This window comes from Paenibacillus apiarius (genome assembly GCF_017052585.1).
GTDB classification, from domain to species: domain Bacteria; phylum Bacillota; class Bacilli; order Paenibacillales; family Paenibacillaceae; genus Paenibacillus_B; species Paenibacillus_B apiarius.
This window is the reverse complement of sequence record NZ_JAFFHZ010000002.1, coordinates 56,329-76,509: the sequence shown is the minus strand read 5'-3', so window position 1 is coordinate 76,509 and position 20,181 is coordinate 56,329. Positions and strand designations below refer to the sequence as shown.

The following is a 20,181-nucleotide window of genomic DNA, read 5'->3' as shown; positions in this document are numbered from 1 at the left end:
GGCGATGCCACGCCATCCTGTGCATCAAGTCACTGCGATGATGGAGGAATTGCTGCAATGCTACTGCAATCCAAATCTATACGGGTTACCTGTTTACGGATGTTACAAATCGAGCGCTTTAACGCTGGCAGGGTCATTTGAGGCTTTTCATGGTACTGGAGGCACGGCGTCAAAAACCGTGTTCGGATGGTTTGCTCAAGCCCTGCGAACGTAACATACTCTCAACACATAGGGAGGAAGTCCCGTCAAGCAGAAAGCTCCTCCACCGGGCCCAACTCGGGTGAGGAGCTTCCTATCGTTCCTTGGATCAGTCTTCCTGGTATACGCGATGGCGCACGATATCTCCGGGATGCAAAACAAGCAGAGGTCCCCACGATGGATTATGATCATGCATCGATTTTAACAGCAGTATCATCCGCTGAAAAATCATGTCGATTTCCGCATGCTGCACCAAGGCGCCCGTCACGGCGGCCGCGACCACGTGAGCAGCGTAGAATCCAGAACGCAAATGTTCAGGCAGCGGACCCGCGGTGCTCAACAAAGCCCGTAATTGCGCAGTGAGGGACTCGTCCCGGTTTCTCCAATTTTGAATTTGGTCCAAGCTATGATTTTCCAGCGTATGCAGCTTCGTCGTCATGATGGCGGCAGCCACGATCTTTGCAGACAGCTTGGCTTCCTCGGCGCCGACAACTTTTCCTTCCAGACGGATGTGGGTCAGATCTTTGTCCGTTTCTGTCTCGATGAGCCGCTCCCAGATATTAGCCTGGTCGAATTGCAGGATACCTACGGCATAGGCGGCCAAATATCCTCTCAAAATGTCAGCGGGATGGACGTCACTCTCAGGACCGATATTTTTGAGCGCGGGAATTCCCGAATAGGCCGCCCGGATTCCACGAAAATAACCAACCAAACCGATCCCGGCCGCAGGTCCCAGGTTGAGTACCCCTAGGACGTCTGATGCCGTCTCGTCTATGCGATTAGCCCAATATTCAGCCAAATCATGTCCAAGATTGTTCGCAAGAAGAGCCGCTCGTACCGTATCCGCCAATTCTTCAAGCAGTCCCGTATCGGCATGCAAAATATCATGCCCGCCCGTTTCATGGCCCAAGCTGGACCAGGCCAGCAGGCCCCGCTGGGCATGAGCGGGAGGAAGGCTTACGATACCCGTTTTTAAGCCTATCTGGGCTGTTCCGTCAATAGGGATGGTATACGGACCGAATTCTGGCATCCCCCACTTGACGAGCGGCGGTATCATGCTCAAGTCTGGACGTTTCACTCTCGCTCTGTCCTCAGCGCTTAAGAATCCGTCGTACAGATCGCTTACCATCTCCTGAAAAGCGTCAGTGGCATCCGCATTGTAGCCTTCGCCGTTCTGCAGTATGGTTTGTGCGATATCGAACAGCAGAAAGGCCAGTCCTTCGCGACGGGGATCGTGAATTAAAATGTTGGTGAACCCTTCTGGACCCAGTTGATCCAGCGCTCTAAGGAATGGTTCAACGACTGCGTCCCGGTACAGAACAGGCAGCTTTCTGCGTACTGCTTCCAATCTGCCGCGCAGCTGGTGGTAATCTGTCGGGTCGGGCGGGCCGGGAATATTGGAAACGACGGCCTTTCTGACATCTTCAACACATTGCGGAAGGTTTCTTATATCGGGTTCGATCGTGACTTCTCCGTTCGTGAGCAACTCGTTTCGTTCAATCATCGTACATCCTCCATTGTATAAAATCATTTACATATGTAACATTTCCCTAAAAAATGAAATTATCCCAAAAAGTAGATTATCTGCACAGATCCATGACAGTGAACAAAAAGAGTTGTGCAACTCCCTAAGTTCGCCTGCAATGCAACGAATAAAAGTTCTCAGCCGCTTAGGTCCAAATATGCCGCAAAAGTTTAAGGCTGAGAGGAAAAAAGAGTAGTGAATGCTGTACTTTTGATATGAAAATGATTATCATTATCGTGAAGATTGAATCCATGCCAATATTTAAAATAAGTGATGCACCGAGAGGAGATGAACATCAAGCAACAATGGACATTACATAGCCTCGATTTTGTACAAAAAAACACTCGTATTTGTCCATTGCCATTCATGTGCGAAGTGGCATACAATTTATTTATGATATTGAGAATCAATATCATTTATATTGCGTGTGGGGGTTCAGAAAGGAGCGAATGTCATATTTTTTGCAATGCAACGGGTATGACCCGTCACGATAGCATCGTCCGCTAACGACGACAAGCTTTATACTTCATTGATAATAAAGGTGGCATTTATGAGTCAAACTGCAAATTCCATAAAAGAAGCGGCAGCAGAGCCAGCTATTCAGTTTCGCTCTCGTCCATGGGCAGCGACGTTGATACTTATTGGCGGCCTGATCGCGTTGGTGCTCGGAATCGGCTTATCCGTGTCGTTCGGAGCGGCAGATATTAAGCTTTCCGTCGTATGGGAAGCGATTTTTAGCTTTAATCCAGACGTGACGCAGCATCAGATCATTCAAGAGCTTCGTCTTCCGCGCGTGCTTGGCGGAGCGATGGTCGGAGCCTGCTTCGCCGTCGCGGGAGCGATTATGCAAGGGATGACCCGCAATCCGCTGGCAGATTCCGGATTGCTTGGATTGAACGCGGGAGCCGGCTTCATGCTGGCGATATGCTTCGCCTTTTTCCCCGGCATGCCGTTTATGTACCTGATCATGTATTCCTTCTTAGGAGCAGGCGTGGGAGCAGGCCTGGTATACGGCATCGGCTCGCTTGCCAAAGGAGGATTGACGCCTGTTCGTCTCGTTCTGGCGGGTGCGGCATTGAGCGCGCTGCTCTCTGCGTTAAGCGAGGGGATCGCGCTCTATTTCCGCATCGGGCAGGATCTGGCATTCTGGTATGCGGGAGGTGTAGCGGGAACGAAATGGTACCAGCTTAAGATTATGTTCCCTTGGATTGCCGTCGCACTCGCGGGAGCGATTGCGTTGTCCCGCTCGATTACGTTGCTCAGCCTTGGCGAAGATATTGCCAAAGGACTCGGACAGCGAACGAGGCTAGTCAAGCTGGCGGGCATGGTCATTGTGCTCGTATTGGCAGGTGCGGCAGTATCTGTGGTCGGGGCGGTCGGCTTCGTCGGATTGATCATTCCCCACTTGACCCGGTATTTGGTCGGTGTGGATTACCGCTGGATTATTCCGTGTTCGGCAGTGCTCGGCAGCTTGCTTGTCGTCTTCGCCGATCTGGCGGCAAGGATGGTTAACCCGCCCTATGAGACGCCTATCGGCGCGCTCATAGCGCTCCTCGGTGTTCCGTTCTTCCTTTACCTGGCGCGTAAAGAAAGGAGAGAACTGTAATCATGGAGACTGTAATCTCATTAACCGAACGCCGCCGAAGAAAACGGGGCATTGCGGTGCTTGTCATACTAACCATTCTTATTATAATTGCTTTCATTATCAGCATGAACACGGGATATATCCGCTTGTCTCCCATGGATTTAATCCGAACGCTATTCGGCGCAGGCACCGACAAACAGAGTTTGATTCTGTTCGATTTCCGGCTGCCGCGTATTGTGATTTCCGTACTTATCGGGGCAGGGTTGGCCGTATCTGGCTGCGTCATGCAGGGGATATCCCGCAATGCGCTGGCCGACCCCGGCATACTGGGCATCAATGCAGGGGCAGGCTTGACGGTCATGCTGTTCATTTCCTTCTATCCGACTACAGCGGCCGCCCCCGTATTTTTGCTGCCGGTGCTCGCATTGATCGGCGCAGGGCTGACAGCCGCGCTGATTTATACTTTATCGTACAAGCGGCATGAAGGCTTGTCGCCGACGCGGTTGTTGCTTACCGGTATCGCGGTGGCGGCAGGAATTAGCGCGGCGATGATCGTGCTGACGCTCAAGCTGAGCCCGGAGAAATATCAATTTGTGGCCACGTGGCTCGCGGGCAGCATTTGGGGCACGAACTGGAAGTTTGTGCTTGCGCTGCTGCCATGGATCGTCGTGCTGCTGCCGTTCGTATTCTACAAGGCACGCGTCATGAATGTGCTGAACTTGGGCGATCAGACAGCGACCGGCCTTGGCGCCCCGGTAGAGAGGGAACGGCTCATGCTGATCGCTGCCGCGGTGGGCCTTGCGGGCTCCTGCGTGGCCGTAAGCGGCGGAATTGGCTTCGTCGGCCTTATTGGCCCGCATTTGGCGCGCCGCCTGGTCGGTCCGAAGCATCAGCTGCTCTTGCCGGCAGCCGCTCTAGCCGGATCGCTCTTGGTTATTACGGCAGATACGCTTGGCCGCTGGATACTGCAGCCATCGGAAATACCGACAGGCATCGTGGTCGCGGTAATCGGCGCGCCGTATTTCCTCTACTTGCTTGCCCGCTCTAAGGCCTAAGACTAAAGTAGGGGACTATACCATTTAAATAGAAAGAGAGGCTTCTTCCGATGCTGCGACGATTTTTCGCTTATTACCAACCTTATAAAGGGTTGTTCTTATTAGATTTTTCCTGCGCGATCATCGCCGCGCTGCTGGAGCTTGCGTTCCCGATCGCCGTCAATCGCGTCGTGGACGATCTGTTGCCGAGCGGCAACTGGGCATGGATTTTATGGGGCTGTCTCATTCTGCTTGGCATTTATATCATCTGCGCTGCCCTGCACTATGTGGTGACCTATTGGGGACACAAGCTAGGCATCAACATCGAATCCGACATGCGCAAGAAGCTGTTCGACCATGTCCAGAAGCTGTCCTTTCGTTTTTTTGACAATAACAAGACCGGACACCTCGTGTCGCGCATGACTAATGACCTGATGGACATCGGCGAAATCGCCCATCACGGCCCGGAGGATTTGTTCATTGCCATCATGACGCTGGCCGGTGCGTTCGGCATTATGCTCGGCATCAATTGGGAACTCGCCGTGCTGACTTTTATCATCATCCCGATCATGATTTGCTTGTCCCTGTATTTCAGCCGGAAGATGTCGCGCGCATTTGACCGCATGTTCGCGGACGTTGCTGATTACAACGCCCGTGTAGAGAACAACGTAAGCGGCATCCGCGTGGTACAGGCGTTCTCCAACGAGAAGCACGAAATTGCCCGCTTCGCGGAGAACAACGAACGATTCCGGCTCACGAAGCTGCTCACATACCGCATCATGGCCTGGAATTCATCGCTAAGCTACATATTAATGAAGCTCGTCTCGCTGTTTGTGCTCGTATGCGGCACTTGGTTCGTCATCCAGAAGAACATGTCGTACGGAGAATTTATCGCTTTTGTCATGCTGTCGAACGTGTTCCTGGGACCGATTCGGCAGATTAACTCCGTAATCGAGACCTATCCCAAAGGAATCGCCGGCTTCAAACGCTATTTAGAGCTGCTGGAAACCGCTCCGGATGTGGCGGACGCGCCAGACGCGCAAACGGTCAAGCATTTGAAAGGAGATATTTCCTTCCATAATGTCACGTTCGGGTACGAAAACAAGGAAAAGGTGCTGCAAGATGTCGACCTGTCCATCCGCGCCGGCGAGACGGTGGCGCTGGTAGGTCCTTCGGGTGCGGGCAAGACGACGTTATGCAGCTTGCTGCCGCGCTTCTACGAAGTCGACGGGGGAAGCATCGCGATCGATGGCATCGATATCCGTAAGATGACGTTGGAGTCGCTGCGCAGCCAGATCGGTATCGTGCAGCAGGATGTGTTCCTGTTCGATGGCACGATTCGCGAAAATATCGCTTATGGCCAGTTGAAGGCCAGCGAAGAGGAAATTTGGCAAGCCGCGCGTCGGGCGCAGCTTGAGGAGCTTATTTTATCGCAGCCGGAAGGGCTGGACACGATGACCGGCGAACGCGGAGTCAAGCTGTCCGGCGGTCAAAAGCAGCGGTTATCCATTGCGCGCATGTTCCTGAAGAATCCGCCCATCCTCATTCTTGATGAAGCGACGTCAGCGCTTGATACGGAGACGGAGGCGGCGATTCAGCAATCGCTGGCCGAATTGTCGGAAGGCCGCACGACGCTGGTTATCGCCCACCGGCTGGCGACGATTAAAAATGCCGACCGCATCGTAGTAGTGGCGGAGCAGGGCATTGCCGAACAGGGCAATCACCATCAGTTGCTTGCTGCGGGAGGAGCATACAGCCGTTTGCACGAGGCGCAGTTTGGCGCATAGTGCTGCTCTGTACAAGCGGTACCGCTTTGGAGAACGTGCAGGGGAGAGGCTGTGGCATGCATACCATGAGAGAGCGGCTGCATACGTCGGAGCTGGATACTGACTATAGTGTAGCTTCGCATGCTGCCGCGGGCGCCTGATGCGAAGGGAGGGATGAGACATGGATGCGCAATCGCTGTTCGCGATACGGCAAATTATCCGGAAATGGCACAGGTATATGAACGGCAAAACGTTCGGCACGAAATATGTATTGTTGGAAGTAATCGAAGAACAGGGAACAAGCTCCGCGGATGAATTGGCGAATCGTCTATCCCTGTCCCGGCCATCGGTTGAAGAAGCGCTTTATGGATTAATCATTAGCGGATTGATTCAGCGGGTTCCGGAGAGTGAGTTTTCGGTAAAGCTCACGCTTACCGGGACCAAACTTGCGGCCTCAGCGAGGGACGAGAGACAGAAATGGGCGCAACGTTATTTTACGAACGAATCCGTGCAGGAATTTCAACTGCTGTACGAATTGCTTCATCACGTCATATGCGAACTGGACACGGACAACGCGGCGCAACGGCGGCATCATTATGCTGCAGCGCGAATGGATCGGGCGTAAGCCGCGCATTAGGCGTGTGGCCACAAGCCAGTACGAGCTAAAACCTTCATTCGGATGAATGGCGTGTCAAGCAGCTGCGCCACACGTGAAGAGCGGGTAACGAAGCGAGACTGATGGGGACAGCTCCGCTAAAAAAATGACTACAGTCATAAAGTGACTGTAGTCATCGTGTTGTATGCATCCGATTGGTTTTCAATCCTCATTTTGTTTTAAAAATTAGGAATTTGTTACTTGTCGATACTCGATATCGCTGCTGCTTTGCAGCAGTCGGGGCAGCATATCCAGCAGCCTCTCTCTGGTCAAGGCATCGCCCGAGTTCCATTTCGCCGCTTCCAACACATAGGCGTGGCCGTTGCGGACCGCAGGAAGGCTGTGCCACAGAGAGCTGTTCATCATATCCTTCGCCGTCTGCCTGGATGCTGGATTGTGGGAGAGCAGCATGAAAATCCGGTCTCCGGCATACGCAGACAACCGTTCGGGTGGAATTTCCATAAACCCATGTCCCGCATCCAATATTTTTTGGATTTTGTCTCCTGGCTTGAATCCGAGAGGATGATACAGTGCCGAGGATAGTCCCGCGGTTCCCATGACAAACAAACGATGCCCATGCTCGTAAATATAGACCGATGCCGTCTCGCCTGGATGAATAGCGGCCTGCAGCTGTTGCCACATGGCGGTTGCTTTGGCATTGTGCATGTCCAGCCATTGCTTGGCCTCGCGCTGTCTGCCAAGCAAATTGCCTAGCGTTAGCAGGCGTTGGTCGAGTGGCGCAAATGAATCGAACGTGACAGTAGGCGCAATTCGAGAGATTCGGTCGTATTTCATTTCGTCCGTATCCGCAATGATTATTAAATCGGGTTCAAGCGTAAATGACTTTTCGGAATTGATAGGGAACCCGACATCTTGCACATTGCGCACTTGGTCTTCATACACCGTGCCATGCATCCAGGTAAACGCCCCCCCGATCGCTTCCACGCCAAGCGCGAGGAGGTCACCGAACGTTTCGCCATGATAAATGACCCGCTTGGGCTGAGCAGGGATCTCCACCTCATGCCCTGTCCAGTCTGTGACCTGGGTTCTGCCGCGCATGAACCGGGCGTATTGCTTGGGCGTAACGCCTGTCGTCTGCCGGAAGCGGCGGTTGAAATAATATTCATCTGTAAAACCCACCCGATGGGCGATCTCCCGCAGCGGCTCGTTCGAGCTGAGCAGCAATTCTTTGGACCGCTTAATGCGTAATTCCGTTAAATAGTCGAGTGGTTTTTTACCCGTCAATTCTTGAAAGATCGGAGTGTAGCGCCAATATGGCACATTGGCTAGCTGTGCAAGCTGCTTGACGGTGATGTTCTTCATGTAATTGCTCTGCATGTGTTGGATGGTGTTCTCCACCGATTGCGTCGGATTGAACAAATGCTCTGAATGCAGGTTATGCTCGAACACAAACCCCATCAGCTCCTGAAAACGCATATGCTGCTTATACCATTCGAGATCGCATCTGCCATGCCTCTCGCTATATAGCTCCTCTATAAGATGCATCAGGCGGGAGAAGGGGTATGCAGTTATTTCGCGCCGGCCGGGCAACAGGTCTTCCGTATAAGTTTTATGATTCTGATTCCCAACTAGGATGACAGTGAACGTCACTTCATAGTAGCTGAGCGTGCCTTCCTCCAGTAGCGATATACATTTAAAAGATAATGATTCTCATTATCGATAAAACTATCATATAGTATCGTTGAAGGTTACTCAATAGACAAACCCAACGCCTTTATTTTGATTTGTGCAAAAAGAAAGGGGAGGAATATGCAATAGCCTCACTTTCATCAAGCCGATTATCAGCAAATTTACATATGCAATGATCTGCGCCAGAAGACAAACATTCTGCCGATATCCTGAAATCCGGCATGATAAAGTGTCCTTTTTGCTGCCGTTCAAGTGTTATACAGTAGTTAGAAAGGAGGGGGCAAATACCGATATTGCAGCCGTTTGCTGGGAAGCAAGCATGAGGCGGAAGATGCTGTTCAGGACATTCTGGTAAAGGCATACGAAAAAATAGAATTTTATAAACCAACCGTGAATTTTTCCTCTTGGCTGTACAAAATCGCGTATCACCATTGTTTAAACCTCATTCGCAAACGCGGCAATCAACATAAATTCAAGTGGTGGTTCAAGCAGGACACAGTTGCAGAGAGCGCCGAACAGACATTGACGAACACGATGTTCGGAGAACCGCTGGCCTCGGCTTTGGCGTGTTTGTCGGCAGAAGAGCGCAATTTACTTGTACTGAGGGTGTTTGAGGAGAAATCATTTGCTGAAATCGGCGAGATTTTGGGAAAAGGTGCGGAAGCGGCAAAGAAGAAATACGGCCGGGTCAAGCTGAAATTGAAGAAGCTGATGGAAGACAGGGAGGTGAACGAGACATGCGTAAATCCAGACAAACTCTTGAAGATGTGAAGATAAAAGAATATCTTAACGATTGACAAGAGAGTACCGATGTAAGCCCAAATTAACGATTAACGGGATTGAAGCGTTGTATCGAACAGGATCGAAAGCATTGTATTCAACAACATTACAATGGGAAGAAAATAAGGTGAAGCACGAAATTTCCATTAACAAGGACAGTAAGCTTACCAAAGAAGAACTCGTCACGATAGCGGAAAATATGATGCAAAAGTAAGCAAGACAAGATTGCACCGGCTGCGGCCGGTTTTTTTGTGCGCGTTAAAGAATTCAATTTGGAAATGGGGAGGTAATTTCGTATAATGTCAATATGCGTTAAGGTAGGCAAGCGCACAATTTAGATTGCTACATATAATATTGACATGCGAATTCGTTCATAGGGGGTCACAATGAGCAGCTATCATTTGATTGGGATAAAGGGCAGCGGCATGAGTGCGTTGGCACAGATGCTGCATGATCTTGGACATGTGATTCAAGGGGAAGACATCGATACTGCAATTTTTACACAAACGCCTCTGGAAGCGCGCAATATCCCGATGTACTCCTTTGGAAGCGCGCCATTATCAGCAGACATGATCGTCATTGCTTCGAACGCGTACGGTGACGATCATCCGAGCTTAATACGGTGCAAGAGCTTGGGACTTCCCATACAGCGATACCATCATTTTCTTGGGGAATGGATGAAGAGCTATACGAGCATTGCGATCACCGGGTCGCACGGCAAGACGACAACGACCGGCATGATGGTTCACGCGCTGCATTCCATCGAGCTAACGTGCAGCTTAATTGGAGACGCGACAGGCAGAGGGGAAGCTGGTGCGCGCTTTTTCATATTCGAAAGCTGCGAATACAAACGGCATTTTCTCGCTTATCGTCCGGAAATCGCCGTCATTACGAATATCGATTTTGATCATCCGGACTATTTTGCTGATGTGGAGGATGTGCGGCACGCCTTTGAAGAAATGGCTGCCTCCGTCGGCAAACAATTGGTCGCATGCGGCGATGACGCGCAGGTGCGGCTGCTGCGGACGGCGAACAAGATGCTATATTACGGCTTCGACGAGCGCAACGAATTAAGAGCGGCCGGTCTCGCCATAGTCAGCGGCGGAGTCGCATTCGATGTATACTGGCGTGATGCCAAGCTTGATAGGTTTACGATTCCGGTGTATGGCCGGCATAATGTGCTCAACGCTTTGGCGGTCATCGGCGTAAGTCTTACGCTGGGTCTGGATTTGAAAGCAATCAGACGGCAAATGGCTACGTTCACTGGCGTAAAGCGGCGCTTTACCGAGACCGAGTGGAGAAGCAATGTCGTCATCGATGACTACGCGCATCATCCGTCTGAAATACGGGCGACGCTTGAAGCGGCCCGGAGCAAGTATCCCGGCAGGAGGATTGTAAGTGTGTTCCAACCGCATACATTCAGCCGGCTGGAACGGCTGCTCGATGATTTTGCCCACTCCTTGCGCGACGCCGATGATGTGTTTCTATGTCAAATCTTCGGCTCCGCCCGGGAACGAGCAGGCAGCGTTTCGATTGAACATTTGCGCGAACGTATCCCGAATGCGCAGCTCATCTCGGAAAGCACAGTGAACAGCTTGGTCACCTATGAAGATGCGGTGCTTGTCTTTATGGGCGCGGGAGATATCCAGAAATATCAGCAGAGCTTGGTGCGGTTATAAAGAAAAGGGCGGAAACCGATGAGGTTCCGCCCTTTGTTCTTTGTTATATATGAGAGGATTCGATTACACGGCAGCCAACCGGGCAATGCGCTCGTTGACATTTCCTTGGAACACGCCTCCGTGATAGCAGATGACGGTGTCAATCTCGAACTGCGCCAGCTTGTTCAAAGAGCTTATTGCGGTGTCTATATCGAGCGAATATTGCGGATTGGGCCCATGCAATTCTCCGTCGGCAATGACCATGGCATCTCCGGCGATAAGGCTTTTGCTCGGTTGATGATACAGACTGATATGTCCAGGGGTGTGGCCCGGCGTGTCGATGACGATGATTCCGCCACAGTAAGGGAGCACATCGCCGTCTGCCAACGTCCTGTCAACTTGAGCCTGCGGCGGGTTGGCCAGCATGGCCTTGAAAGCGGATCGCAGTTGTTCGGGCAGATCGGGCGGAAGCATCGCGTCAGCTTGTTCAACGGCCTCCGCTGTGAGCTTCAGCAGTCTCTTGTCACCTTGAATATACGGTCGCTCCACTTCACTGGCCAACACTTCGATCTTTCGAGGGGATTCCTTCAGCATCAAAGGCAAGCTACCGATATGATCCAAGTCTTGATGGGTTAAGATGACTGTGTCAAGCTTATCCAAGGGGACGTTGGTCTGCTCCATGGCCTCGCGGATGAGCGGCAATTGACCGGGATAGCAAGCATCTACCAAAATCGCGGTGTCCTTGTCCCACAGCAAAGTAGGGTAAATGGTGTCCTTCTTTCCCATGATGAAAGCCGAAATTTCAAGCGTGGCGATTCCGTTCGCGATAATCATGCACATTCCTCCGTTATGAGATGAAATGGTTGCTTTGGAGCGTAAGTATTTCATATCATAAACATTTTCGTCATTCTGGTCAATATAAAATATTTAATCATACCATATTTATTTTATTTTGTCAAGATATTATTTGGGGCATACTCCTCGCTCCCTCGAACTGCAACAATAGCTGCAAAACAGCCCTGACTGGACGGCGGGGAGAACAGCTCCTATTTCAACGGGTCTTCATGCGATGATAGTTGTATCTTAGCTCTTACGCTCACTCTCCCACTTGTTCAGGAAAGAGAGATGTTCAAATGCAATCAACAACAATAAAGTAACTTCCACTAGGTGGTAGAACAGCGATGCTGACACCACACGCAAGCGAATGGAATAACCGGGAATTTATGTATGATCTCGTTATATTCGAATTGTGCGTCCGTAATTTTGGCATTAATGGAGCGTTCTTTTTTAGACATGAATAATCCCCTCCGATCTACAGTCTTTGAACTCATCACAATATGAGCTCTTTATTACTGTCTACCATGAGGGGATAATATCACATCGTCACTTCTTGGACTTTAAAAATCAGCCAGCAGCCCAAACATCCAATTCAATTTTTAATTCAGGCAAACCTAACCCTTTAATATAAGCGATCGTCATTGAAGGGGGAGTGGCACCGAATACTTTATTCCAAATTTCATCGAAATGATCCCAATCAATTTCTTCAGTGGCCCAAATGTTGATTTTAATTACATGATCAGGAGTCAAATGTTGAGAAGCAAGGATATCAACAATATTGCTCATTGTGTTTGTTACTTGTTGATTAAAATCTGCAGGGATATTATCGTTGTGATCAATACCAATTTGACCAGAAAACACAAACATCTCGGCATTTCTGCTTATTTTTGTGACATGACTATAGTTCCCAACAGGTTTCGCAATATTTTCTGGATTATATCTTTGAATGACATTATGCTTTGTGTTTTTCATTTGTAAGCTCTCCTTTTAAATAGAAAATAGACTACGGAGGATATGTTATCTATTTTCACTGTTTTTTATATTCTCTGAATTTTTGACAGACTTATCCCGTCAATAATCAATTCTAGAAAAAAACAGCAGTAGAATACCCAATACCAAAAGATAAATATGTAATCGCTCTCTTTTTCATCAGGTATTCCCTCCTTCATATTTAAAAGAAAATATCTTACAGCGGCATAATAGCATTATAACATGAAAGCAAGTTACAAGTAATGTTTAAAATTGACGATCGTTAATCCACTGCAATCCGAACGTGCGAAAGGGACGGGGCGACGTTGGTTCCTGTAGGAGTGGATCAGCTTCCATGAAAAGGGGCTATGCCCCAAAAGTCAGTTTAAAGATGACTTAGGGATAGCCCCTTCTCGTTACCTTATGAATGAAATCCTTATTTGCCTTCACGACTCCACTTGATTAGTTCCCTGTCAAAGGATTGGGGTTCTTCAAACATAGGATTGTGACCACTGTACTCAAAGATCACCTTCTTTACGTTCTCATACGTATCATCAACAGAATTCCAAAGTGAAACAGGCGCTACCAAATAATCATATCTGCCTAAACCAACAAATACCGGTTTATTGAAGCTGGCCAGTGATTGTATAAGATTCAACTCTCCGAATGCTTCTCCCCACAGGTGATCAATAATTGGCATATTCGCATATACACCTTCCCACATGTAAGCCGCATCATAGGTATAGTCATAAAAACTTTGGGCTCCCATACGAATACACATATGAACGAATCTTTTCATCAAGTAAATTCTTAATATAGGCTTGCTTGTCGCTTTCTGACCAATCTCCATCATCTTCGTCATCATTGGCTTCTTTGATATCTTCTATTTTTTGCTTAATAACTTCATTCAGTATTTCATGAGCACGAGCTGAATGATTTAGTTCGAACAGTGAATAAATATATCGACTAATCCAACTAGGTTGTTTCCAGTAAATATCCCAACCCTTTTCAAACCACTCAGCAGCTTCTTTAAAACAACCCAACTCTACATATAAATCTGCTACATCAACTTCACCGACAAACTCATCGTCATCTTTTGAAAATTTATCAAGCTTTGTTTTTGCCTCAATTGAATTTCCTAATTCAATCAAACATTTGATATGGCTTAATAAACCAATAGCTTTTGTGTCCTCATCTTCTTCATAACAATATATCCAAGCAATATATAGGAAAGGTGATGAGATGATCCAATGTTTATCGAAATTTTACTAATGATCTTTTTCTTTTTATTGGTCTTTGCTATTTTCATTAAAGTATCAAACAGTTTAAAACAACGTAAAATTAGGATAGAGAAACTTAATTCTTTATCGAATTTAGCTTCACGTATAGAGCTTGAAAAATATGAAGAATACACTGTTCAAGAATTTAAAGATATGTATGAAACTTACCTTCTCCTTTATCATCAGAATCACCCATCATTAACAGAAAAATATGGTGAGAATGTAGTCGAAGCCTCTACGGCCGCCAGAGAACGTATGCTAACGATGATTCTTTGGGAGGCTTACAAGTTAATTAGAAGCAAATCGTCCGATTCTGAGACATGGATTGTTAAAGTTAAAGAAATAATAGATGTAAGGGCATCTGATGAATTTAAAATCCAGTTGACAACCAATAGATTAGATGTCGAAGAATATGAGCTTTTAAGAGAATTAAGAAAAAAAGTCAGTGAAGACTTTCAATGGCACGACAATTGCAATAAGGTTTTATCTCGCTTAAGTAATGCATATTAAGCAGATTGGATTGTTAGCTAATGGACTTACTTAAATTGGTACACTTTACTATTTTGAGTGTTGGGGAAAATGAACATGACTTTCAAATTAAGGTGGAGACGAACTTTCCGGGTCTGTCAAGAAATATGTGTAAACTCATTTATAAGAAACTCCCCTTCGGAGGGGGGATTAACTCCTTAGCGTAAATGTTGACCGACCCGATCTGGAAAGAATACAGAGAACTGGAGCAGCATTTGCCCCCAATTCTGTACACGCCCCGTCCATTTGCGAACAACATCCATCGTCGAGAGATAGAGCATTTTGAGCAAGGCTTCGTCCGACGGAAAAATACTCTTGCCCTTTGTTACTTTGCGCAGCTGACGATGATAGCTTTCGATCATATTCGTGGTATAGATAAGCTTTCGAATTTCCGGAGGATACTTGAAGAAGGTTGCTAACTCCGCCCAATTGTTACGCCAGGAACGAACGATGAGTGGATACTTTGTTCCCCAGATTTCTTCGAAGCGATCGAGCTCAACAAGAGCAGCTTCTTCCGTTGTGGCCTTGTAGATCGGTTTAAGATCCGCCGTTACCTTCTTGAGGTCTTTATAGGAAACGTATCGCGTGGAATTACGGATTTGGTGGATGATGCACTTCTGAATTTCGGTCTGTGGATAGCAAGCCGTAATGGCCTGAGAGAAGCCGGTCAGGTTGTCCACACAGGTGATCAGAATGTCTTGTACACCACGATTCTTCAACTCATTGAGTACGCTGAGCCAAAACTTGGCGGACTCATTCTCGCCGATCCACATGCCCAGCACGTCCTTGTTACCGTCAAGATCGATGCCGATGACCATGTACGCAGCCTTGTTGACAATGGCGCCTTCTTGCTTCACCTTAAAGTGAATGGCATCAAGAAAGACAACGGCATACACGCTCTGAAGCGGCCGATTCTGCCGCTCCTTAATGAGTGGCATGATTTTGTTAGTCACGTTGGAAATGAGCGTCGGTGAGACGTCGATTCCGTACAGGTTGTTTAGGTGGTCTTGGATATCTCGCGTACTTACTCCTTTGGCGTAGAGCGCAATAATCTGGTCTTCAATCCCCGTCACGTTGGATTGGTGCTTCTTGACAACGAGCGGATCGAAATCGCTATGACGATCGCGTGGAACGGTGATTTCCTGCTCACCGTATTCGCTCGTGATGGTTTTACGGCTTTTGCCATTCCGGCTATTTGTCGTTGCCTTATTCTTGGTCTGATGCTTTTCGTATCCCAGATGCGTGTCCATCTCAGCCTCCAGCATTTCCTGGATCGTTTCGGCAAAGAGGTCTTTCAGGGCATTTTGCGCATCCTGAGCGGTGACCAGATTATTCTCTTTGATAAATGCTCGCAGTTGCTCTTTCGTCCACAGTCCCATGTGTTCTCCACAACCTTTCTTCTACTTCCATTTTAGTAGGTTTTGGAGTTTACACAATCTATTTTACAGACTCGGTGGAGACGAACTCTCCACCTTCGTCATGTCCTCATTGTGGTTGCGTTGCAAATCTATACAAACACAGTAACAGAGAACAGCTTTTTATGGACTTACCGATCCACGGGAAGCGAGGGAATATAACAAAGCTGTACTCGGCCGCCCTCGAAACTGCGTACTGGCTTTGCAGTGGATTATCTGCCGGCAGGATAAGTACCACAGTTCGCCCGCAAACTGGTACACCCAGTACGCTTCGCTTCACTACGCCCGACTCGATTCCGTTTTACCCCTGAACCGCCATCCCAACCGCAGTCAGGTCATTGTGCTTCGTCCCGAATGCCCGGTCAGAGAAACCAAATTGTCGTATTTGGATGTCAGCCGGAGGTAGGCTGGTTCACCAGTTCGTACCCGGTCATTCTTGAAATGAAGACGGATCTGAACTTGTATCGGAGCATCAAGTGGCTATGGTAAGTGATTTTGGACTCGGGAAGGATTGCGAAAGTCTATCCAATTTTTCTTAATCAGTAGGTGCGTATGGTCAACAGTATTATGTTGCTCCGGAACAATTCGATCGTTTAGGCGAAGCAACGAAACACAGTGACATCTATTCTCTTGGAAAGTTGCTGTATTTTGTGATAACGGGAAAAGATCCTTTAATAATAAACTCAACTGCGAAATTTCGGGCTTTGATTGAGAAAGCAGTTCAAGAGGATCCTGCAGATCGTCACAATGATATTGAAGAGTTTATTGAACAGTATGAAAGGTTAAAAGGCTTATACCTTAAAACAATAAAAGCACCTAAGTATCAAACGATGAAGCAATACCTAGAAAGTAATAAGTCAGCGATCGACTGGTGGGAGTTCCATAGATTTGTCTTGGATGCAAAAATAATAGATCATGTTTTCAGTGACTATTTGCATCCTATTGTGCAATTGTTCAATTGGGATAATGAACGCCTTGCTGAGTACATTTCTGTCGTAAATGAATCCATTAATGACTTTTTGTCAGCCTTTATAAAGAATTTTTATGAATGTAATCATCAAACTGGTTGGCCGTTTCGATATTTAGATGATTTTGGTGCCTTTTTTGATATGCTTCATCGAAAGGTTCCATATCATGATTCACAATTGCAATGTTTAAAAGCACTCTGGGAGATTTCATTTAAAATTGATCAATGGGCACCCCAAAAGAGAATGGAATCTTTATTGCGAAGTGATGCAATAGCTCAAGAAAACATTGAACCATTTGCAGAGTTTCTTATGGAAAGTACGGGGAAATATGCGGGGAAAATCATTGATAACGGAAGGTTATCGGAAATTAGTCCTATGATTCGTGATGCGCTGTTTCATCTATTAGAATTAGAGCGCAAAAATATATAATCTTTCTATTCATTATTTCTTTATAAGAGTGGCTATAATACTCATCATATTGGTTTTCAATAGACACTTACCATCAACTACCGATAGTTTCCCCCTCCAGACTTTGTTACGCTTAAGTGGGTGATGGTTTATGTATATCAAACCTGTGCTACTAGATGATACAAGCAAACCGTTTGAATCTGAGGAGCATATCGGTGACCCAAAGGTATCTCCATAAATGCTCATGTACATTATTTTAAAATATATCCATTTGCTTATATGCCATGTGTTTTTATTAATTTATCTGCGTGTACATAATTATTTTATTGTACATAAATAGACGGATGTTAACGGATAATTTTGTACAGAAATTTCCCAATGGTACCTTTTGTGAAACAAAGGGTTTCTGCGGCAGCCTTCTTTTTATTGAACAAACGGGCCATATTGTAAGTTAGAAGGAAGACTAAGAAAGTGTAGACTGGTTAACGGTAAATATTATGACTCCATTAGAATGGGAATATTGAGAGAAGAGTGGGAACACCTAAAAACAAATAATTAAAACTTTAATGCACTTGGGTAGTGCATTAAAGTTGCATAAAACCCTCCTATATATATGCAACTTCTAGGACTTCTTCCAAAGCCAAAAACGTTGACTTATAGGCGTTGTATAAAATTCTGCATAAACGTTTAATGCAGACATGCTGAAACCCCTTGGGTGCCAAGGGGTTTTGTGTTTGGGAACTTCCGAAAATTTTTCATTATGTAAACTGGATTTGTATAGAGTATTCATCCAAGAAAGTTTTTTTTGTGAACCAATAAACAACATTTACAAAAAAATTACTTTTTAAAATGACTTTTTATTACAATAGACTCATATAGGAAAATTGACACAATGAGGAGCGAAAATACATTGAGCAAATTAACACTACAAGAATTAGAATCACATTTATGGAAATCAGCGGATATCCTACGTGGATAAGCGGATTCCAGTGATTATAAATACTATATATTCGGAAAAGATTCCGATTGAGAAAAGCAAATCCATAAAGGAGAGTTGATAACTATGAGCGATAAAATACTTGTTGTGGACGATGAACATGAAATTGCCGATTTGGTTGAGCTATACTTGAAAAACGAGAATTATACGGTTTTCAAATACTATACCGCCAAAGAAGCGTTGGAATGTATAGACAAGACCGATCTTGACCTTGCCATATTGGACATCATGCTTCCCGGCGCAAGCGGCCTCGCTATCTGCCAAAAAATAAGGGACAAGCACACCTATCCAATTATCATGCTGACCGCGAAAGATACGGAGGTAGATAAAATTACAGGGCTAACAATCGGCGCGGACGATTATATAACGAAGCCCTTTCGCCCGCTGGAGTTAATTGCGCGGGTCAAGGCGCAGTTGCGCCGATACAAAAAATACAATGGAGTAACGGAGCAGAACGAAAATGTTATCGTCCACTCCGGCCTTGTCATTAATATAAACACGCATGAGTGTTTTCTGAACGAGAAGCAGTTATCCCTCACTCCCACCGAGTTTTCAATCCTGCGCATCCTCTGTGAAAACAAGGGGAATGTGGTTAGCTCCGAGCAGTTATTTCATGAGATATGGGGCGACGAATATTTCAGCAAGAGCAACAACACCATCACCGTGCATATCCGGCATCTGCGCGAAAAAATGAACGACACCATTGATAATCCGAAGTATATAAAAACGGTATGGGGGGTTGGCTATAAAATTGAAAAATAAAAATAAGAATAAAAAAACCGATTATTCCAAACTAAAACGAAAACTCTACCAGTATATCGTTGTGATTGTTATGGCAGCAGTTGTATTCGTGTTGTTTTTGCGTTTATTTATCAAGGGGACACTTGGGGAGTGGATCGTACGTTTTTTGGAAAACAGTTATCACTTAGAGCGTCAGGACGCGATGATAATATATCAGTATACTATACGGAACAATATAGAAATCTTTATTTATGTGGCGATTGCCATTAGTATTCTTATTCTATGCCGCGTCATGCTTTCAAAATTTGCAAAATACTTTGACGAGATAAATACCGGCATTGATATACTTATTCAGAACGAAGATAAACAAATTGAGCTTTCTGCGGAAATGGAGTTCATGGAACAGAAGCTCAACACATTAAAACGGACTCTGGAAAAGCGAGAGCAGGATGCAAAGCTGGCCGAACAAAGAAAAAATGACGTTGTTATGTACTTGGCGCACGATATTAAAACGCCCCTTACATCCGTTATCGGTTATCTGAGCCTGCTTGACGAGGCGCCAGACATGCCGGTAGAGCAAAAGGCAAAGTATGTGCATATCACGTTGGACAAAGCGTATCGCCTCGAACAGCTAATCGATGAGTTTTTTGAGATTACGCGGTATAACCTCCAAACGATTACGCTCACGAAAAAGCACATAGACCTATACTATATGCTGGTGCAGATGACCGATGAATTTTATCCGCAGCTTGCCGCGAATGGAAAACAGGCGGTTATCCATGCTTCCGAGGATTTGACCGTAACCGGCGACTCCGATAAGCTGGCGAGGGTCTTTAACAACATTTTGAAAAACGCCGCTGCATACAGCGAGGACAACAGCGTCATTGACATTACGGCGGGCCTCTCCGGGGATGTGGTGTCCATCGTTTTCAAGAACGCAGGAAGCATCCCCAAAGATAAGCTCGCTGCCATATTTGAAAAGTTTTACAGGCTGGACGATGCCCGTTCTTCCGATACGGGCGGCGCGGGACTTGGATTGGCGATTGCAAAAGAAATCATTGTTCAGCATGGCGGGCAGATTTACGCGGAAAGCAATGATAACTACACGACGTTTACGGTAGAGCTTCCGGCCTTGCCAGACTTGGTTGATAAAAGGAGTTCCTAAGAAATGAATATCGTTTCTTAGG

The 20,181-nt window shown here is 46.8% G+C and carries 17 protein-coding genes and 4 pseudogenes; 13 read left to right on the top strand and 8 right to left on the bottom strand.

Annotated elements, in window-relative coordinates:
• Positions 1 to 307: 307 nt before the first annotated feature.
• Complete coding sequence (locus JSQ80_RS26575; RefSeq protein ID WP_206097825.1) at positions 308 to 1,702, bottom strand: hypothetical protein; 1,395 nt, start codon at positions 1,700 to 1,702, stop codon at positions 308 to 310.
• A gap of 571 nt (positions 1,703 to 2,273) precedes the next feature.
• Here JSQ80_RS26575 and JSQ80_RS26570 point away from each other — a divergent pair.
• The 4 genes from JSQ80_RS26570 (at position 2,274) to JSQ80_RS26555 (ending at position 6,733) form a co-directional block, all read left to right on the top strand.
• Entirely contained in the window at positions 2,274 to 3,329 is a 1,056-nt protein-coding gene (locus JSQ80_RS26570) for a FecCD family ABC transporter permease (protein ID WP_206097824.1), read from the top strand.
• Positions 3,330 to 3,331: 2 nt separating this feature from the next.
• On the top strand, positions 3,332 to 4,363 hold the full coding sequence (locus JSQ80_RS26565; protein WP_206097823.1) for a FecCD family ABC transporter permease: 1,032 nt from the start codon (positions 3,332 to 3,334) through the stop codon (positions 4,361 to 4,363).
• Positions 4,364 to 4,413: 50 nt separating this feature from the next.
• Positions 4,414 to 6,129 carry an ABC transporter ATP-binding protein gene (locus JSQ80_RS26560; RefSeq protein ID WP_206097822.1) on the top strand — a complete coding sequence of 572 codons (1,716 nt, stop codon included), beginning with the start codon at positions 4,414 to 4,416 and terminating at the stop codon, positions 6,127 to 6,129.
• Between the two features lie 160 nt (positions 6,130 to 6,289).
• Positions 6,290 to 6,733 (top strand): MarR family winged helix-turn-helix transcriptional regulator, encoded by a 444-nt coding sequence (locus JSQ80_RS26555; protein ID WP_206097821.1) that lies wholly within the window; start codon positions 6,290 to 6,292, stop codon positions 6,731 to 6,733.
• A gap of 216 nt (positions 6,734 to 6,949) precedes the next feature.
• On the opposite strand, the gene JSQ80_RS26550 is transcribed toward JSQ80_RS26555, so the two are convergent.
• The gene (locus tag JSQ80_RS26550; protein ID WP_336245857.1) at positions 6,950 to 8,173 is read right to left on the bottom strand and encodes an AraC family transcriptional regulator; all 1,224 of its coding nucleotides are present in this window, start codon (positions 8,171 to 8,173) and stop codon (positions 6,950 to 6,952) included.
• Positions 8,174 to 8,710: 537 nt separating this feature from the next.
• On the opposite strand from JSQ80_RS26550, the pseudogene JSQ80_RS26545 reads away from it, so the two are divergent.
• From JSQ80_RS26545 to murC, 3 genes and pseudogenes are all read left to right on the top strand, one after another.
• A pseudogene (locus JSQ80_RS26545) lies at positions 8,711 to 9,184 on the top strand (RNA polymerase sigma factor); the annotation flags it as partial.
• A gap of 22 nt (positions 9,185 to 9,206) precedes the next feature.
• On the top strand, positions 9,207 to 9,407 hold the full coding sequence (locus tag JSQ80_RS30140; protein ID WP_206097820.1) for a DUF4367 domain-containing protein: 201 nt from the start codon (positions 9,207 to 9,209) through the stop codon (positions 9,405 to 9,407).
• A 172-nt stretch (positions 9,408 to 9,579) separates the two neighbouring features.
• The gene (gene murC / locus JSQ80_RS26535; protein WP_206097819.1) at positions 9,580 to 10,872 is read left to right on the top strand and encodes a UDP-N-acetylmuramate--L-alanine ligase; all 1,293 of its coding nucleotides are present in this window, start codon (positions 9,580 to 9,582) and stop codon (positions 10,870 to 10,872) included.
• 63 nt (positions 10,873 to 10,935) lie between these two features.
• On the opposite strand, the gene JSQ80_RS26530 is transcribed toward murC, so the two are convergent.
• The 5 genes and pseudogenes from JSQ80_RS26530 to JSQ80_RS26515 all read right to left on the bottom strand — a co-directional run bounded on the left by JSQ80_RS26530 (position 10,936) and on the right by JSQ80_RS26515 (position 13,808).
• Positions 10,936 to 11,685, bottom strand: coding sequence for an MBL fold metallo-hydrolase (locus tag JSQ80_RS26530; RefSeq protein WP_206097818.1), 750 nt, complete (start codon positions 11,683 to 11,685; stop codon positions 10,936 to 10,938).
• A 329-nt stretch (positions 11,686 to 12,014) separates the two neighbouring features.
• Positions 12,015 to 12,146, bottom strand: coding sequence for a hypothetical protein (locus JSQ80_RS29600; RefSeq protein WP_272491216.1), 132 nt, complete (start codon positions 12,144 to 12,146; stop codon positions 12,015 to 12,017).
• A 109-nt stretch (positions 12,147 to 12,255) separates the two neighbouring features.
• A complete protein-coding gene (locus tag JSQ80_RS26525) occupies positions 12,256 to 12,660 on the bottom strand; it encodes a RidA family protein (RefSeq protein WP_206097817.1) in 405 nt (134 codons plus the stop codon).
• A 433-nt stretch (positions 12,661 to 13,093) separates the two neighbouring features.
• Positions 13,094 to 13,453, bottom strand: a pseudogene (locus tag JSQ80_RS26520) (alpha/beta fold hydrolase); the annotation flags it as partial.
• Positions 13,404 to 13,808 (bottom strand): tetratricopeptide repeat protein, encoded by a 405-nt coding sequence (locus JSQ80_RS26515; protein WP_206097815.1) that lies wholly within the window; start codon positions 13,806 to 13,808, stop codon positions 13,404 to 13,406. The gene JSQ80_RS26515 and the pseudogene JSQ80_RS26520, both read right to left, overlap by 50 nt.
• A 99-nt stretch (positions 13,809 to 13,907) precedes the next feature.
• On the opposite strand from JSQ80_RS26515, the gene JSQ80_RS26510 reads away from it, so the two are divergent.
• Positions 13,908 to 14,447 (top strand): hypothetical protein, encoded by a 540-nt coding sequence (locus tag JSQ80_RS26510; RefSeq protein WP_206097814.1) that lies wholly within the window; start codon positions 13,908 to 13,910, stop codon positions 14,445 to 14,447.
• Positions 14,448 to 14,623: 176 nt separating this feature from the next.
• Here JSQ80_RS26510 and JSQ80_RS26505 read toward each other — a convergent pair whose 3' ends face one another.
• Entirely contained in the window at positions 14,624 to 15,844 is a 1,221-nt protein-coding gene (locus tag JSQ80_RS26505; RefSeq protein ID WP_206097813.1) for an IS256 family transposase, read from the bottom strand.
• Here JSQ80_RS26505 and JSQ80_RS30225 point away from each other — a divergent pair.
• The 5 genes and pseudogenes from JSQ80_RS30225 to vanS all read left to right on the top strand — a co-directional run.
• Positions 15,811 to 16,029: pseudogene (locus JSQ80_RS30225) on the top strand (transposase family protein); the annotation flags it as partial. The gene JSQ80_RS26505 and the pseudogene JSQ80_RS30225 sit on opposite strands and share 34 nt — an antisense overlap.
• Before the next feature lie 501 nt (positions 16,030 to 16,530).
• The gene (locus JSQ80_RS26495; protein ID WP_206097812.1) at positions 16,531 to 17,277 is read left to right on the top strand and encodes a hypothetical protein; all 747 of its coding nucleotides are present in this window, start codon (positions 16,531 to 16,533) and stop codon (positions 17,275 to 17,277) included.
• 427 nt (positions 17,278 to 17,704) lie between these two features.
• Positions 17,705 to 17,815 (top strand): annotated as a pseudogene (locus tag JSQ80_RS29335) (GNAT family N-acetyltransferase); the annotation flags it as partial.
• A gap of 504 nt (positions 17,816 to 18,319) precedes the next feature.
• Positions 18,320 to 19,015: a vancomycin resistance response regulator transcription factor VanR-A gene (gene vanR-A, locus JSQ80_RS26490; RefSeq protein WP_064019550.1), complete on the top strand. Its 696-nt coding sequence runs from the start codon at positions 18,320 to 18,322 to the stop codon at positions 19,013 to 19,015.
• Complete coding sequence (gene vanS / locus JSQ80_RS26485) at positions 19,005 to 20,159, top strand: vancomycin resistance histidine kinase VanS (protein ID WP_206097811.1); 1,155 nt, start codon at positions 19,005 to 19,007, stop codon at positions 20,157 to 20,159. Before vanR-A ends, vanS begins: the two co-directional genes overlap by 11 nt.
• Positions 20,160 to 20,181 lie beyond the last annotated feature (22 nt).

What these genes read in the sequence shown, in the direction of transcription:
- JSQ80_RS26575 (WP_206097825.1), bottom strand. Translation starts at nt 1,702, where the DNA reads ATGATTGAACGAAACGAGTTGCTCACGAACGGAGAAGTCACGATCGAA.
- JSQ80_RS26570 (WP_206097824.1), top strand. Translation starts at nt 2,274, where the DNA reads ATGAGTCAAACTGCAAATTCCATAAAAGAAGCGGCAGCAGAGCCAGCT.
- JSQ80_RS26565 (WP_206097823.1), top strand. Translation starts at nt 3,332, where the DNA reads ATGGAGACTGTAATCTCATTAACCGAACGCCGCCGAAGAAAACGGGGC.
- JSQ80_RS26560 (WP_206097822.1), top strand. Translation starts at nt 4,414, where the DNA reads ATGCTGCGACGATTTTTCGCTTATTACCAACCTTATAAAGGGTTGTTC.
- JSQ80_RS26555 (WP_206097821.1), top strand. Translation starts at nt 6,290, where the DNA reads ATGGATGCGCAATCGCTGTTCGCGATACGGCAAATTATCCGGAAATGG.
- murC (WP_206097819.1), top strand. Translation starts at nt 9,580, where the DNA reads ATGAGCAGCTATCATTTGATTGGGATAAAGGGCAGCGGCATGAGTGCG.
- JSQ80_RS26530 (WP_206097818.1), bottom strand. Translation starts at nt 11,685, where the DNA reads ATGATTATCGCGAACGGAATCGCCACGCTTGAAATTTCGGCTTTCATC.
- JSQ80_RS29600 (WP_272491216.1), bottom strand. Translation starts at nt 12,146, where the DNA reads ATGTCTAAAAAAGAACGCTCCATTAATGCCAAAATTACGGACGCACAA.
- JSQ80_RS26525 (WP_206097817.1), bottom strand. Translation starts at nt 12,660, where the DNA reads ATGAAAAACACAAAGCATAATGTCATTCAAAGATATAATCCAGAAAAT.
- JSQ80_RS26510 (WP_206097814.1), top strand. Translation starts at nt 13,908, where the DNA reads ATGTTTATCGAAATTTTACTAATGATCTTTTTCTTTTTATTGGTCTTT.
- JSQ80_RS26505 (WP_206097813.1), bottom strand. Translation starts at nt 15,844, where the DNA reads ATGGGACTGTGGACGAAAGAGCAACTGCGAGCATTTATCAAAGAGAAT.
- vanR-A (WP_064019550.1), top strand. Translation starts at nt 18,320, where the DNA reads ATGAGCGATAAAATACTTGTTGTGGACGATGAACATGAAATTGCCGAT.